The sequence below is a fragment of the Plantibacter sp. genome, from assembly GCF_059073635.1.
Genome location: NZ_JCACOF010000001.1, coordinates 180,116 through 195,332 on the forward strand (window position 1 = coordinate 180,116; position 15,217 = coordinate 195,332).

Annotated in this window: 11 protein-coding genes; 5 read left to right on the forward strand and 6 right to left on the reverse strand. The window is 70.4% G+C overall.

Annotated features, from left to right (window positions below):
• The first annotated feature begins 230 nt into the window (after nt 1-230).
• Nucleotides 231-2,093 (forward strand): glycoside hydrolase family 15 protein, encoded by a 1,863-nt coding sequence (locus AC5JOC_RS00825; protein ID WP_494245159.1) that lies wholly within the window; start codon nt 231-233, stop codon nt 2,091-2,093.
• A 54-nt stretch (nt 2,094-2,147) separates the two neighbouring features.
• On the opposite strand, the gene AC5JOC_RS00830 is transcribed toward AC5JOC_RS00825, so the two are convergent.
• Entirely contained in the window at nt 2,148-2,633 is a 486-nt protein-coding gene (locus tag AC5JOC_RS00830; protein WP_071262396.1) for an NUDIX hydrolase, read from the reverse strand.
• A 65-nt stretch (nt 2,634-2,698) separates the two neighbouring features.
• On the opposite strand from AC5JOC_RS00830, the gene AC5JOC_RS00835 reads away from it, so the two are divergent.
• Nucleotides 2,699-3,313 (forward strand): putative antibiotic biosynthesis monooxygenase, encoded by a 615-nt coding sequence (locus tag AC5JOC_RS00835; RefSeq protein ID WP_137242301.1) that lies wholly within the window; start codon nt 2,699-2,701, stop codon nt 3,311-3,313.
• Between the two features lie 28 nt (nt 3,314-3,341).
• Here the strand turns inward: AC5JOC_RS00835 and AC5JOC_RS00840 are convergent, their stop codons facing one another.
• The gene (locus tag AC5JOC_RS00840) at nt 3,342-4,259 is read right to left on the reverse strand and encodes an AraC family transcriptional regulator (RefSeq protein ID WP_159877742.1); all 918 of its coding nucleotides are present in this window, start codon (nt 4,257-4,259) and stop codon (nt 3,342-3,344) included.
• A 150-nt stretch (nt 4,260-4,409) separates the two neighbouring features.
• Between AC5JOC_RS00840 and AC5JOC_RS00845 the strand changes: the two genes are divergently transcribed.
• On the forward strand, nt 4,410-4,892 hold the full coding sequence (locus tag AC5JOC_RS00845) for a hypothetical protein (RefSeq protein ID WP_064294230.1): 483 nt from the start codon (nt 4,410-4,412) through the stop codon (nt 4,890-4,892).
• A gap of 46 nt (nt 4,893-4,938) precedes the next feature.
• Here AC5JOC_RS00845 and AC5JOC_RS00850 read toward each other — a convergent pair whose 3' ends face one another.
• Nucleotides 4,939-5,691: an IclR family transcriptional regulator gene (locus AC5JOC_RS00850; protein WP_124768687.1), complete on the reverse strand. Its 753-nt coding sequence runs from the start codon at nt 5,689-5,691 to the stop codon at nt 4,939-4,941.
• 117 nt (nt 5,692-5,808) lie between these two features.
• Here AC5JOC_RS00850 and hutH point away from each other — a divergent pair, with 117 nt between their 5' ends.
• Entirely contained in the window at nt 5,809-7,425 is a 1,617-nt protein-coding gene (hutH, locus tag AC5JOC_RS00855) for a histidine ammonia-lyase (RefSeq protein WP_494244874.1), read from the forward strand.
• Nucleotides 7,426-7,501: 76 nt separating this feature from the next.
• On the opposite strand, the gene AC5JOC_RS00860 is transcribed toward hutH, so the two are convergent.
• The gene (locus AC5JOC_RS00860) at nt 7,502-11,383 is read right to left on the reverse strand and encodes an efflux RND transporter permease subunit (RefSeq protein ID WP_494244876.1); all 3,882 of its coding nucleotides are present in this window, start codon (nt 11,381-11,383) and stop codon (nt 7,502-7,504) included.
• Nucleotides 11,384-11,527: 144 nt separating this feature from the next.
• On the reverse strand, nt 11,528-12,970 hold the full coding sequence (gene yczR, locus AC5JOC_RS00865; RefSeq protein WP_159877738.1) for a MocR-like transcription factor YczR: 1,443 nt from the start codon (nt 12,968-12,970) through the stop codon (nt 11,528-11,530).
• A 63-nt stretch (nt 12,971-13,033) separates the two neighbouring features.
• On the opposite strand from yczR, the gene yczE reads away from it, so the two are divergent.
• Nucleotides 13,034-13,699, forward strand: coding sequence for a membrane protein YczE (yczE, locus tag AC5JOC_RS00870; protein WP_064294226.1), 666 nt, complete (start codon nt 13,034-13,036; stop codon nt 13,697-13,699).
• 65 nt (nt 13,700-13,764) lie between these two features.
• Here the strand turns inward: yczE and AC5JOC_RS00875 are convergent, their stop codons facing one another.
• Nucleotides 13,765-15,087 carry a cation:dicarboxylate symporter family transporter gene (locus AC5JOC_RS00875; protein ID WP_086474609.1) on the reverse strand — a complete coding sequence of 441 codons (1,323 nt, stop codon included), beginning with the start codon at nt 15,085-15,087 and terminating at the stop codon, nt 13,765-13,767.
• Nucleotides 15,088-15,217: the final 130 nt, after the last annotated feature.

The window sequence follows — 15,217 nt, forward strand, 5'->3', positions numbered from 1 at the left end:
CGGGTTATAACTCGTTCGCATGAACAACCTGCATGACTCACACAGCGCCATCCGAAACCTCGGCTGCGCTGCGGCATGCTCATACCCGGGCGATCACTGGCCGGGGCCGTCCACATCATGTGTGTGTTCGCGGAGTTCTCTCCGACGAAACCGGCCCACCAGACTGACATAACCCTCCGCGGTACAAACGCGGTGTCTAGAGCCGACTCACCTACGTTACCCGATCCACCCTGAGAAGTCACGGAGCATCACTCCCAGGCAGGCGCGCGGCGGCGTGGCAGCATGGGTGCATGCCCAGCCCCATCGAGGATTACGCCCTCATCGGTGATTGCCACACCGCCGCGCTCGTCTCGTCGGAGGGCAGCATCGACTGGCTGTGCCTCCCCCGGTTCGACTCGCCGTCGATGTTCGGTGCGCTGCTCGGCACCGAGGACCACGGATGCTGGACGGTCCGGCCTGCCGATGCTCGGGCGACGGCGAGCCGCGCCTACCTCGACGACACCTTCGTCCTCGAGACCGTCTGGACGACCCCCGACGGCCAGGTGCGTGTGACCGACCTCATGCCCCACGGCGACCGCCGGGCGGATGTGGTCCGCCGGATCGAGGGGCTCAGCGGCACCGTCGCGGTCGACGTCGAGGTTCGCCTCCGCTTCGGGTACGCCGACGCGATCCCGTGGGTGCGGCAGCTCCCGGACGGATCCGGGATCGTCGCCGTCGCCGGCCCCGACGCCGTCGTGGTCCGGGGCGTGCACCTGACGGCGTCCGATCACGCCCACTCGGCGACCGTCGAGGTCTCCGCGGGCGACACCGTCGACCTCACCCTCACCTGGTACCCCTCGCACCGCGAGGTGCCGGACCCGGTCGACGTCGGCCCGCGCATCGACCACACGATCGCCTGGTGGCGCGACTGGGCGTCCCGCTGCGATCCCGCCGACGAGTACGAGGAGGCGGTCGTGCGGTCGCTACTCGTCCTCCGCGCCCTCACGCACGAGGACACCGGGGGCATCGTCGCCGCCGCGACCACGAGCCTGCCGGAGTCGTTCGGGGGCGTCCGCAACTGGGACTACCGCTACGTCTGGTTGCGCGACGCCTCGCTGACCCTCGAAGCCCTCATGCAGCACGGCTTCACCGAGGAGGCGCACGACTGGCGCAGGTGGCTCCTCCGGGCGATAGCCGGTGACCCGAACGACCTGCAGATCATGTACGGCCTCGCCGGCGAACGCCACCTCGTGGAGGAGGAGCTCGACAGCCTCCCCGGCTACCTCGGTGCCGCCCCCGTGCGCGTCGGCAACGGCGCCTACACGCAGTACCAGGGCGACGTCTTCGGGTCCGTGATGATCGCCCTCGACGAGGCGCGCTCGGTCGGTCTCGCGGACGACGACTTCTCGTGGAGCCTCCAGCGCGCGCTGCTCGGCGTCCTCGAGGAGCACTGGAACCGCCCCGACCGCGGCATCTGGGAGGTGCGGGGCGACGAGCAGCACTTCACCCACTCGCGCGCCATGATCTGGGCGGCGCTCGACCGCGGCGTCCGAGCGGTTCGCGAGCACGGCATGGACGGGCCCGTCGAACGTTGGGAGGCCCTGCGCGAGACCCTCCGCGAGACGATCGAGCGCGAGAACGTCGACCATGCACGCGGGTGCTACGTCCAGCACGCCGGGACGACCGAGGTCGACGCGTCGCTGCTCGTCCTCGCGCAGATCGGCTACGTGGCGCCCGACGACCCGCGCATGCTCGCGACGGTGGCCGCGATCGAGGAGGACCTCCTCCAGGACGGTCTGCTCCTGCGCTACCGCACGACGAGCGGGGTCGACGGTCTGCCGGGCGACGAGCACCCGTTCCTCGCGTGCTCGTTCTGGCTCGTGCAGCAGTACGCGGCCTCGGGCCGACTCGACGACGCCCGCGAGCTGATGGACCGGCTGCTGTCCTTCCGCAACGACCTCGGCCTGCTGTCCGAGGAGTACGACGTGCAGCAGGCGCGGCAGGTCGGCAACACCCCGCAGGCGCTCTCGCACCTCACCCTCGTCCGAGCCGCCGACGCCATCGCCGCAGCCACCGCCACCCCCTCCAGCCCGCGAACTGTCACCAAACGCTAGTCACGGGCCCCGGAACTAGCCTCAAGTGACAGTTCGCGGGCAGGTGGAGGGACGTCAGCGGGTGAAGCGGGCCTCGCGCTCGTCGGAGGCGGCGAGCGCTATCCGGGTGCGGAAGTTCTGCGAGACCTGCTCGGGCAGGGCATCGAGCGGGAACCACCGCGCCTCGGAGTTCTCGCCGTCCGCCGGATACGGCTCGCCCGACTCGTAGCGGCATCGGAACACGAGGTCGATGTACTGCGTGATGTCGCCGTTGTCGTAGACGTTCTGCGGGAGCACCTGCACCTGGGCGAGACGCTCGGCGACGGCGACCACGGCCGCCTCCTCGAGGACCTCGCGCTCCGCCGCGACCGCGGGCTCCTCGCCCGGGTCGATGATGCCGGTGACCGGCGTCCACGCCCCGTTGTCCTGTCGCCGGACGAGCAGGACCTCCGCCTCGGGCGTCCCGAGACCGCGCAGGACGACGGCGGTCACCCCCGTCAACCAGAGGGGCGCGTGCCCGATCCGCTCGCGGAGGGCCAGTACGAAGTCAGGAGTCGCCATGCCTCGACTCTACGGGGGCCACAGCGGGACACGAGATCGAAACACGAGTGCGGTCTACTGGGCGCATGGAACACGATCCCATCACCGTCTCGATCGAGCGACGCGTCAACCCGGCGTCGATCTCCGAGGCCACCATCTGGGTCCAGGCGGGCATCAACCTGGCGAACCGATACCCCGGCTTCCTCGGCTCCGGCTGGGTGCGCGCCGGCGCCGAGAGCGACGTCTGGTACATGCTCTACCGCTTCGCGGACGAACAGACGCTCACCGACTGGGAGGAGTCGAAGGAACGCGCCTGGTGGCTCTCGAGCGGCCGCGAGTTCATGGAGCAGTCCCGCGTCGAACGGCGCAGCGGGATCGAGGGGTGGTTCGACGCACCCGACGGCATCCTCCGCGTCGAGGAGGCCGAGCTCTCCGGCGACCCGGATCCGATCCCACCGGCACCGCCGCGCTGGAAGCAGGCGGTGAGCATCTGGTTGGGCTTCTTCCCGCTCAACCTCGTCTTCACCCTCCTCGTCACGGCGCTCGTGCCCGGTTGGGAACCGCTCGGCGTGTTCCTCCATGTGCTCATCTCGACGCTCATCCTGACGCCGATCATGACCTACTGGCTCCTGCCACTCGTCACGAGGCTGCTGCGGCCCTGGTTGACGGCTCCGCGACGAAGCGGGCGCACCGCAGCCTGATCCGGCGCACTCGGACGGCGCTGCGACCTCAGGCGTCCTCCGCCTTGGTCTGCTCTCGGAACTGGCTCGGGCTGAGACCGGTGTGCGCGACGACCGCTCGACGGAGGTGCGCCTGCGAGTGGTAGCCGCAGCGGGCCGCGACCTCGGCGATCGACAGGCCCCGGTGGTCGGGGTCCGAGAGGAGGGCGAGCGCGAGCTGCACCCGCCGCTCGGCGATCTCGCCGGCGGCGCTCGTGCCCGAGCCTTCGAACACCCGTTGCAGGGACCTGGTCGACATGTTGAAGCGACGCGCCAGCGTCTCCGGTCGCAGCTCCCGCTCGGCGAAGGACGCGGCGATGTGCTCGATGATCCGGAGCCGGAGCGGAACCCGGCCGGCCTCACCCTCGGCCCGGAAGAGGTCGTTCTCCGCGTAGAGCGTCGCGAGCATCGTGTCGATCACGCGGCAGAGTCTGAGCTGTGCGGCGCCGCCGATCGGTTCGAACGCGGAGATGACCTCCACGAGGAACGCGGCGCTCCCCCGCAACAGGGGCGACGGCGCCAAGGGGCCGAGGGCGCTCGTCGGGGCGATGCCGAGGCGGCGGAGCGCACGCATCGGCACGAACACGTACAGATAGGTCGCGTGGTCGTGGATCGTCGTCCGATACGTCTCGGCGCCCTCCGTGAGCGTTCCGGTCCCGGGGAGCAGGTCGAGTTGCTGTCGTCCGTGGACCAGGCTGGCCGCACCCTCGATGAGCATCACGATCGTCGCGACCGGCTCATCGAGCCCGTAGGCGTCGGCGAGGACGTCGAACGTCCCGGGCCCGACCGTGTTGCGATGGAGGACGTACTCGCCGAGCACGACCGAGTCGACGGTCATCGAGAACCGGTCGGGGTCCACGTCCACGAATCGCAGCGCGCCCGACGCCTCCTGCATCCCGGTCGCACCCTCGAACCGTCGTGTGGTCACGCGGCCGCGCGCAGGGAACCGACCGGATAGGCCATCATCAGGTGCGGGCATCATCGGACCCTTCGAAGAGTTCATCCACCCTCGCACAGGGTTCCGTCCGAATCGAGGGGTTGCCAGCCGCATCGCACGGTGGTCGGCGATACTGGACTGATGATCTCCGCTGACCTCGCCCGAGCGCTCCGCACCGCCGGCCTGCGCTGGACCCCCGAACCCGGCGACCGCTTCACCATCGACGGCGGCGAGCTCGCCGGCGACGTGTTCACGGTGAGCGAGATGACCGTCGAGGTGCACGAGCACCCGGGTGGCCGCAGCTTCGGCTTCAACGGCACGACCGAGTGGGCGTTGGACTCCGTCGACCAGGAGGAGACGCTCTGGCTGCCGTCGGAGCACCAGCTGCGCGCTCTGCTGCGCGGCTCGTTCCGGTCGCTCGAACGCGCGGTGTCCCCGGCTGCGCCGACCGACGGCGAGCCGACGCTCGACGACGAACTCGACGTCCTCCTGTCGTTGGGCGACGCCGAGGCGTACACCGTCGTGGTCGAGCTTGGCGGCGAACTGCGACGGTTCAGCGCCGCGACGGCGCCCGACGCGTATGCGACCGCACTGCTCGAGCTCATCCTGCGCTCGGTCGCCTGACCACGGTTCCGGAGCCGCCGCACCGCCCGCCCGCTCCGCCGCGCGCTCAGCGACCCCGGATCCGGCGCGACAGCTCGGCCGCCGCCGGGTGGATCTCGCGGGCCAACCACGCCGGGTCGAGCCCGGTATCGGCGTCGTAGGTGACCGCGATCGCCGCCGCCGGCCAGCCCGTGTGGTCACGGACGACCACCCCGACACTCGCGAGGCCGAGCGTCACCCCGCCCGCCTCGCGCGCATACCCGTCCTGCGTCGTCTGGGCGAGCAGCTGTCGCAGCTCGCGGTACCGCTTCGGCCCGTGGCCGGTGCGGTCGACGAACGCCGCCTGGTCGGGGAACAGGGCGCGCAGCTGGCCGGCCGGGAGCGCGGCGAGGATCGCGCAGCCGCTGGCGGTCAGGTGAGCCGGGAGGCGCACACCGACGTCGGTGACGAGGTGCGGCCGACGCGGTGCCCGCTCATCCACGATGTAGAGCACGTCCCGGCCGTGCAGCACGGCGAGATGCGCGCTCTCACCCACCCGGTCGACCAGCTCGGCGAGCAACGGGCGCCCGAGCATGCTGAGCGGCTCCTGGCGCGCGTACCCACCGGAGAGTTCGAAGGCGGCGACCCCGAGCCCGTAGCGACGGGCTTCGGGCAGGTGGACCACGAAGCCGTGCTCCTGCAGCACGCTGAGGAGGTGGTAGACCGTCGATCTCGGCAGGTCGAGTGCCGAGGCGATGGCCGCGGCCGGAAGCGGGCCGCGGGCGCCGGCGAGATGGCTCAGCACGCGCAGGGTGGCGTCGGCTGCCGGGACCTGACTCACCGTTGACCTCGTCTCCGCGGCTCGGACGCGGCCGCCTGGTCGTCCATGTCTGTCATCCCAGACACGGACGACTCTACGCGCACCGCCGCGGTGGGCGCCCGGGTGTTCCATCGGAACATGGACATCCAGCCCGGCGCGACCCCGACCACCAGCGACCCGACGACCTCCGGTCGCTCGTATCCCCAACCCGCCGGCCCGACCTCGGTCTCCCTCGGCGCCGGGCCGCTGTCGATCGACGAGGTCGTCGCCGTCGCCCGGCACGGCGCACGGATCGACCTCGACGGCGAGGCCCTCGACGGTGTCGCCGCATCCCGTCGGATCATCGAGGCGCTCGCCTCCGACCCCGAGCCCCACTACGGGATCTCGACCGGGTTCGGTGCGCTCGCGACCACGTTCATCGAGCCGACGCGCCGCGCGCAGTTGCAGGCGAGTCTCGTCCGCTCGCACGCCGCCGGCAGCGGCGAGGTCGTCGAGCGGGAGGTCGTGCGTTCCCTCATGACGCTGCGCCTCTCGACGCTCATGACGGGCCGCACCGGGGTGCGGGTGGAGACGGTCCGCGCCTACGCGGCGATGCTGAACGCCGACATCACCCCGGTCGTGCGCGAGTACGGGTCGCTCGGCTGCTCCGGCGACCTCGCGCCCCTCGCGCACTGCGCGCTGGCGGTGATGGGCGAGGGCGAGGTGACCGATGCGTCCGGGCGCACGCGCTCCGCTGCGGAGGCGCTCGCGGACGCCGGCCTCCAGCCGGTACAGCTCGCCGAGAAGGAGGGGCTCGCCCTCATCAACGGCACCGACGGCATGCTGGGGATGCTCGCGCTCGCCGTGGACGACCTGCGGATGCTCTTGCGCACCGCCGACGTCGCCGCGGCGATGAGCGTCGAGGGCCTGCTCGGCACGGACGCCGTGTTCGCCGCAGACCTGCAGGCCCTGCGCCCGCAGGCGGGTCAGGCCGAGAGCGCCGCGAACCTGCGGTTGCTGCTGGAGGGCTCCCCGATCGTCGCGAGCCACCGGGGCCCTGAATGCACCCGGGTGCAGGACGCCTACTCACTGCGCTGCGCCCCGCAGGTGCACGGTGCAGCCAGGGACACCGTCGACCACGCCGCGATGGTCGCCGAGCGGGAGCTCGCGAGTGCCGTCGACAACCCGGTGCTCACGCCGGACGGGCGGGTCGAGTCGAACGGGAACTTCCACGGCGCCCCGGTCGCCTACGTGCTCGACTTCCTCGCGATCGCCGTCGCCGATGTCGCGTCCATGTCGGAGCGCCGCACCGACCGCTTCCTGGACCGGAGCCGGAGCAACGGCCTCCCGCCGTTCCTCGCGCACGAGGTGGGTGTCGACTCGGGCCTCATGATCGCCCAGTACACGGCGGCCGGCATCGTGAGTGAACTGAAACGGCTGGCGCACCCGGCGTCCGTCGACTCGATCCCGTCCTCCGCGATGCAGGAGGACCACGTCTCGATGGGTTGGGCGGCGGCGCGGAAGCTCCGTCGGGCGATCGACGGTCTCGGCCGCGTGCTGGCGATCGAGGTCATGACGGCGGCCCGTGGCCTCGACCTGCGCAGCCCGCTCGAGCCGGCCGTCGGCACCGGGGCGGTGCTCCGCCGGGTGCGTGAGCAGGTCACGGGTCCCGGACCCGACCGGTTCCTCTCCCCCGAGATCGAGGCGGTCACCGCGCTGGTGCAGTCGGGCGAGGTCGTGCGGGCGGTCACCGGCGCGGTCGGCGATCTCCGCTGAGTCGGGCGTCACACGACGAAGCCCTCGGGCGCCGGTGACGGCGTTCCCGAGGGCTTCGTGTCGAAGGGCTCGAACCTCAGCTCATCGACCGAGCGGGAGGTGGTCGATCACGGCCACTGCGCGCGGCGGCGCTTCGGCCGTTCGGTGCCCGAAGACGGCTCGGTCCCGGGTGCCGGGTCGGCATCGGGCTTCGGCTCAGCGTCAGGCGTCGGCTGGGTGTCGCTCGTCGGGCTGGAGTCAGCAGGGAGCTCGGACTTCTCCGCCGCCTCAGCCTCTCCGGCCGGCTCCGTCTCCAGGATCGGCTCGGGCTCGGCGACCGGCTCAGCCGTCGCTTCCGGCTCAGGCTGCACCGCAGGGGCTGCGTGCTCGCCGGAATGAGCGACCTCGTCCGCAGGGCCTTCGGAGACCGCGTCGGGAAGGGTGATCGCCTCGGTGCGCGGCAGCTCGTCACCCGTCGCCACATGCGCCCCGTGCACCTCGTGGGCTTCGTGGGCTTCGTGCACAGCCGGGCCGCGTCATCGGTCGATCCAGCCGCCGGCTCAGCTCGGCGCAGACGACCGGCGGCTCGGGTGCGCGCATCCGCCGGTTCCGCGTCAGCCGGAGCGGCGCCGTCTGGAGCCGCGTCCACCGGAGCCACGTCCGCCGAGGCCGACGGAACGGATGCGTCAGGCACGCTCGGCGCGGTTGCAGCGCTTCCGCCACCGGCGCCGACGAGGACCGGCTCCTCAGCGGGGACAGTCGCGGCCCGCGGCCCCTCGATCGCGGCGACCGTGCGTGGCGTCGGCTTCGGCTCGGCTGCAGCCCGCCGCTGCTCGCGACGTTCCCGGAACCCCTCGACGAGGTTGTAGAGGGTGGGGAGCACGACGAGCGTCAGGATGGTCGAGGAGACGAGCCCGCCGATGACGACGATCGCGAGCGGCTGCGAGATGAAGCCACCGTGTCCGGTGATGCCGAGTGCCATCGGGGTGAGGGCGAAGATCGTCGCGAGCGCCGTCATGAGGATCGGGCGGAGCCTGCGTGCGGCACCGTGCTCGACGGCCTCGATCACCGTCATGCCGCGGCGCCGGTACTGGTTCACGAGGTCGACCAGCACGATCGCGTTCGTCACGACGATACCGATGAGCATCAGCACGCCGATGAGCGACGGGACGCCGAGCGGCACGCCGGTGATGATCTGGAGCCCGATCGCGCCGGTCGCGGCGAACGGTACCGACACGAGCAGCAGGAGCGGCTGCCGCAGCGAACGGAACGTCGCGACCATGATGACGTAGACGATGAGGATCGCGGCGAGGAGCGCGAGGCCCAGCTGTCCGAACGCGTCGCTCTGCGATGCCGTGACACCCCCGAGGGTCGCCGTGGTGCCGGCGGGCAGCTTGACGTCGTCGATCGCCGTCTGCACCTCGGCGCTGGCGGTACCGAGGTTGTCGCTGCCCGGAGTCGCGCTGATCGTGGCTGAGCGCAGCCCCTTGACGGTCGAGATCGTCGCGGGTCCGTCGACCTGCGAGACCGTCGCGAGGGTGTCGAGGCGTCTCGGGCCGGTGGCGGTCGGGACCTCCGTCGCCGCGAGGGCGTCGACGGTGGTCGGCGGGTCCTGGGCGTCGACGTAGATGGTGAGCGTGGTGTCGTCGATGACGATGGATCCCACCGTCGTCGGCTGCATGAGCTGCGAGACGTACGCACCGAGCGCGACCTCGCTGAACCCTGCTGCGGCGGCGGCGTCGCGGTCGACGGCCACCTGGACGTAGGGCCGCGATTCGCTGAGGTTGCTCGTGACCTGGTCGATGCCGTCGAGGCCGGTGACGGCCTGCTGGATCGCGTCGGCGGCCTTCGCGAGATCGCTCTGCCGTGCGGAGGTGATGTCGATCTCGATGTCGCTCGACCCGCCGAAGCCCGCGGACGCGGCGACCTCGATCTCGCCGACGTCGTCGAGCCCGGACAGGTCCTTGCGGACCGTCTTCTGGAGTGCCGTCTGGTCGGCGTCTTCGCTCGTCGTGATCGAGTAGGTGATGGCTCCGCCACCGCCGCCCGAGAACGCGTCGCGCAACGAGCTTCCGCTCGACCCGATCGAGAGCTGGACGGTGTCGATGCCGTCGATGTCGCGCAGCTTCGTCTCGACCTGCTTCGCCGCCGCGTCCTGGGCGTCGAGGCTCGTGCCGACCGGCAGGGTCTGCGTGACCGTGAGGGTGTTCTGGCCGGAGTCACCGAGGAAGTTGGTCTTCATGAACGGCGTCAGCGCGAAGGTGCCGACGAGCACGAGCACCGAGAGCAGCAGGGTGGTGACCGAGTGCTTGAGGGTCCAGTGGATGATCGGGAGGTAGGCCTTCTGGAGCCGTGACGGCTTCTCGAGGTCGTCTTCGTCCTGCACGCTGACCCGGCGCTCGCGTCGGCTCCGGACCGGTCCGCTCGTCGCGTCGGAGGGCGCTTCCTCCGCTGCGGCTGCGGCTGCGAGGCGCTGGGCCTTCGGGGCGCGGAGGAACCAGTAGGCGAGCACGGGCACGATGGTGAGCGCGACGAGGAGCGACGCGAGCAGCGCGATCGTGACGGTGAGGGCGAAGGGTCGGAAGAGTTCTCCGGTGACGTCGCCGACGAACGCGATGGGCAGGAACACGGCCACCGTGGTGATGGTCGAGGCGGTGATCGCGCCCGCGACCTCCTGGACGGCGCTCAGGATCGACCCGGCGCGCTGTGCACCCGTGCGGTTGTCGCCGAACGAGAGGTGTCGCTTGATGTTCTCGATGACCACGATCGAGTCGTCGACCACGCGCCCGATGGCGATCGTCAGCGCGCCCAGCGTGAGGATGTTGAGCGAGTACTCGGCGACCTGGAGACCGATGAAGGTGATGAGCACGGACGTCGGGATGGAGATCGCCGTCACCAGCGTGGCCCGGACGTCGAGGAGGAACACGAGGATGATCAGCACCGCGAAGACGAGGCCGAGCAGGCCTTCCGTCGTCAGGGCCTCGATGGACTGCTCGATGTAGGGCGCCTGATCGAAGACGACGGTGAGCTTGGCGTCGGAGCCGATGGTCCGCTCGAGCTCGGGAAGGATGTCGCGCACGCCCTGCGAGACCTCGACGGTGTTCGCCGCGGGCAGTTTCGTGACGGCGATGGTGAGCGCCGGCTCGCCGTCGACGCGCGAGATCGACGTGATCGGGTCGTCGCTCAGGGCGACCGTCGCGACGTCGCCGATGGTCAGGACGGAGCCGTCGGCGGCGAAGGCGCCCGTGATCGGCAGGGCGGCGATGTCGTCGACCGAGGTGAGCTTGGTGCCCGTCTGCACGGAGAACGTCTTGTCGCCTTCGGTGATGTCGCCCGCGGGCTGCAGGGAGCCGTTCTGCTGCAGCGTCGTCCCGATGACCCGGCTGGTCTGCCCCGCGAGGGCCAGTTTGGCGTCGTCGGGGGTGATCGTGACCCGTTTGCCCACCTCGCCGACGATCGCCGCGTCGCGGACGCCGTCGACGTCCTTGATGTCGGGGACCACGGAGCTCGAGAGCACCTCGGCCAGGGAGTCCTGGTCGGCCGCGCCGGATACGGCGATCTGGATGACCGGGAGGTCGTCGATGCTGCCGCTGACCACCTGCGGGTCGACGGTGTCGGGCAGGGTCGACTTGATGCGGTTGATCGCCTGGGTGATCTTCTGCTCGGCGGTGGCGAGGTCCGTGCCGTAGGTGAAGGTCGCGCTGATGAGGCTCGAGTTCGTGCTCGACGTCGCCGAGGTGGACTCGATACCGGGCACGCCCTGGATCGCGGTCTCGATCGGGGTCGAGACGTCGTCGTTGACGACCTCGGGTGCCGCACCCGGGTAGCTCGTGATGATCGCGAGCTGCGGGAACTGGACCGACGGGATGAGCTCCTGCTTGAGGCCGCCCACCGCCAGGACGCCGAACACGGCGGCCACGATGGTGACGAGCGCGATCAAGGCGCGGTTCTTCATGCTGAGGACGGAGAGCAGGTGCACGGAGCCGCTTTCGGTTGTTGCGAGAGGTGCGGACGCTGTAATTATGTCACCGCACACCCGTCCGACGGCGGTCTCGCGCGGAGGCTGGACACGGCACGCACGAGCACTGCGTGTGGAGCGGTGTCACGCTCGTCGGCGACGAGGTCAGACGACGTCTTCGAGGTAGTCCAGAGCCGGCACGTGCCCGAACATCGCGGAGTGCCAGGTCTGCGTCAGCAGCTCGACCGCCTGCTCGGTCTGGGCCCACGGATAGCTGATCGGGATGCGAAGGTAGCGCTCGAACGCCCCGTCGATCCCGAACCGTGGCCCGGCGACGATCACGAGCCCGTGGCTGCGAGCCGCGAGCGAGAGCTGCGATGACGCGGCCTCGCCGAGGTTCACCCAGGTGGCGATCCCACCGTCGACCCGCGGCACGGTCCACTCGGGAAGGCGGTCGGCCAGGAGGTCGACGAGCCGGTCGCGGGTCTCGCCGAGCGCGACACCGCGCCGGGCGACGATGCCGTCCATCGCCGGCATCAACTGCTGGACGGTCAGCTGGTCGAGGATCGGCGTGCCGAGGTCGCCCAGCGAGCGTGCCGAGACGAGCTTCCTGATCGTGCCGCGCTCGGCCCGGATCCACCCGATGCGGAGGCCTCCCCAGATCGTCTTGCCCACCGAGCCGATCGTGATGATCGACGCCGGCGCGCCCTGGAGTGCGGCGAACGGGGTGCCGTCGAGGCCCTCGTCCGTCGGCCGGTCGATGTCGAGCTCGGCCGTGGTCTCGTCGATCACGAGCACCGTCCCGTGCCGCTCGGCGGCTGCGGCGACCCGTCGGCGGGTCTCGAGCGGCATCGACGCCCCGGTCGGGTTGTGGAAGTCCGGCATGAGGTACGCCATCGCGGGGCTCGTGCGCTCGAACCACTGCTCGAGTTCGCGGACGTCCCAGCCGGTCTCCGAGGAGACGGTCGCGGCGCCGAGCCTGGCCCCGGCCGCCCGGAGCGCCTCGTAGGCGTGGGGATAGCTCGGCATCTCGACGAGGACGCGGTCACCTCGGCTGAGCAGGGTGCGCGCGATGAGGGCGATCGCGTGTTGGGCCCCCACGGTCACCATGATCTCGTCGGGGTCGGTGGGCAGCCCGCGCGCGGTGTAGCGGTCGGCGATGGCCTGCCGCAGCTCGGGCATGCCGACGAGGTCGTAGTCGAAGTCGTGCATGTACCGCGGCAGTTCTGCGGCGGCGGTGGCCACGGCGTCGATGATCTCGGGGCACGGCGGGACGGCCGCCTTGCTGAAGTCGAGGAACCCGCCCTGTGGCACGGGAGCCAGCGCAGTGGGCGCCGACGGCAGGAGGGTGACACTGCCCGAACCGCGGATGCTGCGGAGGTAGCCGGCCTCGCGCAGTTCGCGGTACGCCGCGGTGACCGTGGTGCGGCTCAGCGCGAGCCGATCGGCCAGTTCCCGCTCGGCCGGCAGACGGGTGCCGACCGGGATGCGTCCGTCGAGGACGAGGAGTCGGATGCGGTCGGCGAGACCGCGGTATGCGGGCGCAGCGGTCTTCCACTGCCCGAGCAGGGCGGCGAGCGATCGGGCACTCAGGGTGATGGAAGCCATTGAACCACGATACCCAGATTGGCCTCTAGCGCCAAAGCCAATCGTGCAATTGGATTGTCCACCATGACCCGTCGTGTGCTCCAACTCCTCATCGGCCTCTTCCTGTACGGCATCGCCATCGCGATGATCGTGCGCGGTGCGGTCGGCGTCGCCCCGTGGGACGTCCTCACCCAGGGACTCAACCTGCGGACCGGCCTGAGCTTCGGACTCATCACGATCATCGTCGGCGGGCTCGTGCTCCTCGCCTGGATCCCGCTCAAGCAGCGGCCGGGTGTCGGCACCGTCCTGAACGTCCTCCTCGTGGGGCCCTCGGCCGACATCGGGCTGGCGTTCATCCCCGCGGACCTCGACCTGTGGGCGCGCATCCTGCTGTTCGCCGGCGGACTGCTCCTCCTCGGCGTCGCCTCGGGCCTCTACATCGGCGGCAACTTCGGCCCCGGCCCGCGAGACGGCCTCATGACCGGCATCCACCGCGTCACCGGGTGGCCGATCTGGGTCGGGCGCACGGGTGTGGAGCTCGTGGTCCTCGGCATCGGATGGCTGCTCGGCGGGAACGTCGGCATCGGAACGGTGGTCTTCGCCGTGCTCATCGGCCCGATCTGCGGCTACACGATCCCGTTGTTCCGGATCGCTCCGCGGACGGAACACTCGACCACCGCCGTGGACGAGGCTGTGCTCGAGGGCGACACCCCGCCCTCGAAGCCGATCGTCGACTCCCCGGCCAACTGAAGCCACCCTTCGACAGGCTCAGGGACCGGATGTCCGGTCCCTGAGTCTGTCGAAGGGCCGATCCCTCAGGGCTTCGCCACCGCCACCGCGCCCGTGTGGTCGTCGACGCTCATCGTCGCCTCGTCGAACCGCGAGCGACCGGAGAGGACCTCGCCGACCTGCACCCGGTCGACCTCCTTCACCCACGTGCCGATGATGATCGTGGCGACCGCGTTGCCGGTGAAGTTCGTGAGCGCACGCGCCTCCGACATGAAGCGGTCGATGCCGACGATGAGGCCGACCCCGTCGACGAGGTCGGGTCGGTTGGCCTGCAGGCCGCCGGCCAGGGTCGCGAGACCGGCGCCGGTGACGCCCGCGGCGCCCTTCGACGCGATGATCATGAACACGAGGAGCGAGATCTGCTCCCCGAGGTTCATCGGGACGCCCATGACGTCGGCGATGAAGATCGACGCCATGGTGAGGTAGATCGCGGTGCCGTCGAGGTTGAAGGAGTAGCCCGTCGGGACGGTGATGCCGACGACCGGCTTGGAGACACCGAGGTGCTCCATCTTCGCGATGAGTCGCGGCAGCGCAGCCTCGGAGGAGGAGGTGCCGACGATGAGGAGGTACTCGCGGCCGAGGTACTTCATGAGCTTGAAGATGTTGAAGCCCGTGGCGAGGCGCAAGACCCCGCCGAGCACGACGACGATGAACAACGCGCAGGTGATGTAGAACGCGATCATGAGCGTGGCGAGCCCGACGAGCGCGCTCGCGCCGGCGGACCCGGTCACGGCGGCGATCGCACCGAAGGCACCGATGGGCGCGATCCACATGATCATCGCGAGCACCCGGAACACGAGCGCCTGGATGAGCTTGATGCCGCGCAGGATCGGTTCACCCGTCGTCCCCATCTTCTGCAGGCCGAAGCCGACGAGCAGGGCGACGAAGAGGACCTGCAGGATGTTGCCGCCGGTCAGCGAGGACACGAGCGTCGTGGGGATGATGCCGAGGATGAACTCGGTCGTGCTCTTGGCCTCCCCCTCCACCTGGTAGCTCGTCTCGGCGAGGTTCAAGCCGGCGCCCGGCTGGATGAGGTTGCCGACGACGAGGCCGATCGCGAGGGCGAAGGTCGACATCACGATGAAGTACAGCAGCGCGAGCCCGCCGACCTTGCCGACGGTCGCGGCCTTCGCGATCGACCCGACGCCGATCACGATGGTGCAGAAGATGACCGGGGCGATCATCATCTTGATCAGCGCCACGAAGGCGTCGCCGATGGGTTTGAGTCCCTTCGCGAACTCCGGGGCGGCGAGTCCGACGACGATGCCGGCGAGCACCGCGACGATCACCGCGAGGTAGAGGTAGTGGGTCTTGTCCAGCCGTTTCAGGGAGGAGAGCGTCATTGCCATTCCGGATCCGTTTCGTCGGCCGCGTCAGTGCGGCAGCGGGTGGTCGATCGACCCATGCTGCGACCACGCCGGCGGATCGACCGGGTTGTGGTCGTAGTGACCGCTTGTGGTCGTACTGGTCGCGGTCGGC

Bases quoted from the DNA above. Each gene is read 5' to 3' on its own strand.
- AC5JOC_RS00830 (WP_071262396.1), bottom strand. From the start codon at position 2,633: ATGGCGACTCCTGACTTCGTACTGGCCCTCCGCGAGCGGATCGGGCAC.
- AC5JOC_RS00835 (WP_137242301.1), top strand. From the start codon at position 2,699: ATGGAACACGATCCCATCACCGTCTCGATCGAGCGACGCGTCAACCCG.
- AC5JOC_RS00845 (WP_064294230.1), top strand. From the start codon at position 4,410: ATGATCTCCGCTGACCTCGCCCGAGCGCTCCGCACCGCCGGCCTGCGC.
- hutH (WP_494244874.1), top strand. From the start codon at position 5,809: ATGGACATCCAGCCCGGCGCGACCCCGACCACCAGCGACCCGACGACC.
- yczR (WP_159877738.1), bottom strand. From the start codon at position 12,970: ATGGCTTCCATCACCCTGAGTGCCCGATCGCTCGCCGCCCTGCTCGGG.
- yczE (WP_064294226.1), top strand. From the start codon at position 13,034: ATGACCCGTCGTGTGCTCCAACTCCTCATCGGCCTCTTCCTGTACGGC.
- AC5JOC_RS00875 (WP_086474609.1), bottom strand. From the start codon at position 15,087: ATGGCAATGACGCTCTCCTCCCTGAAACGGCTGGACAAGACCCACTAC.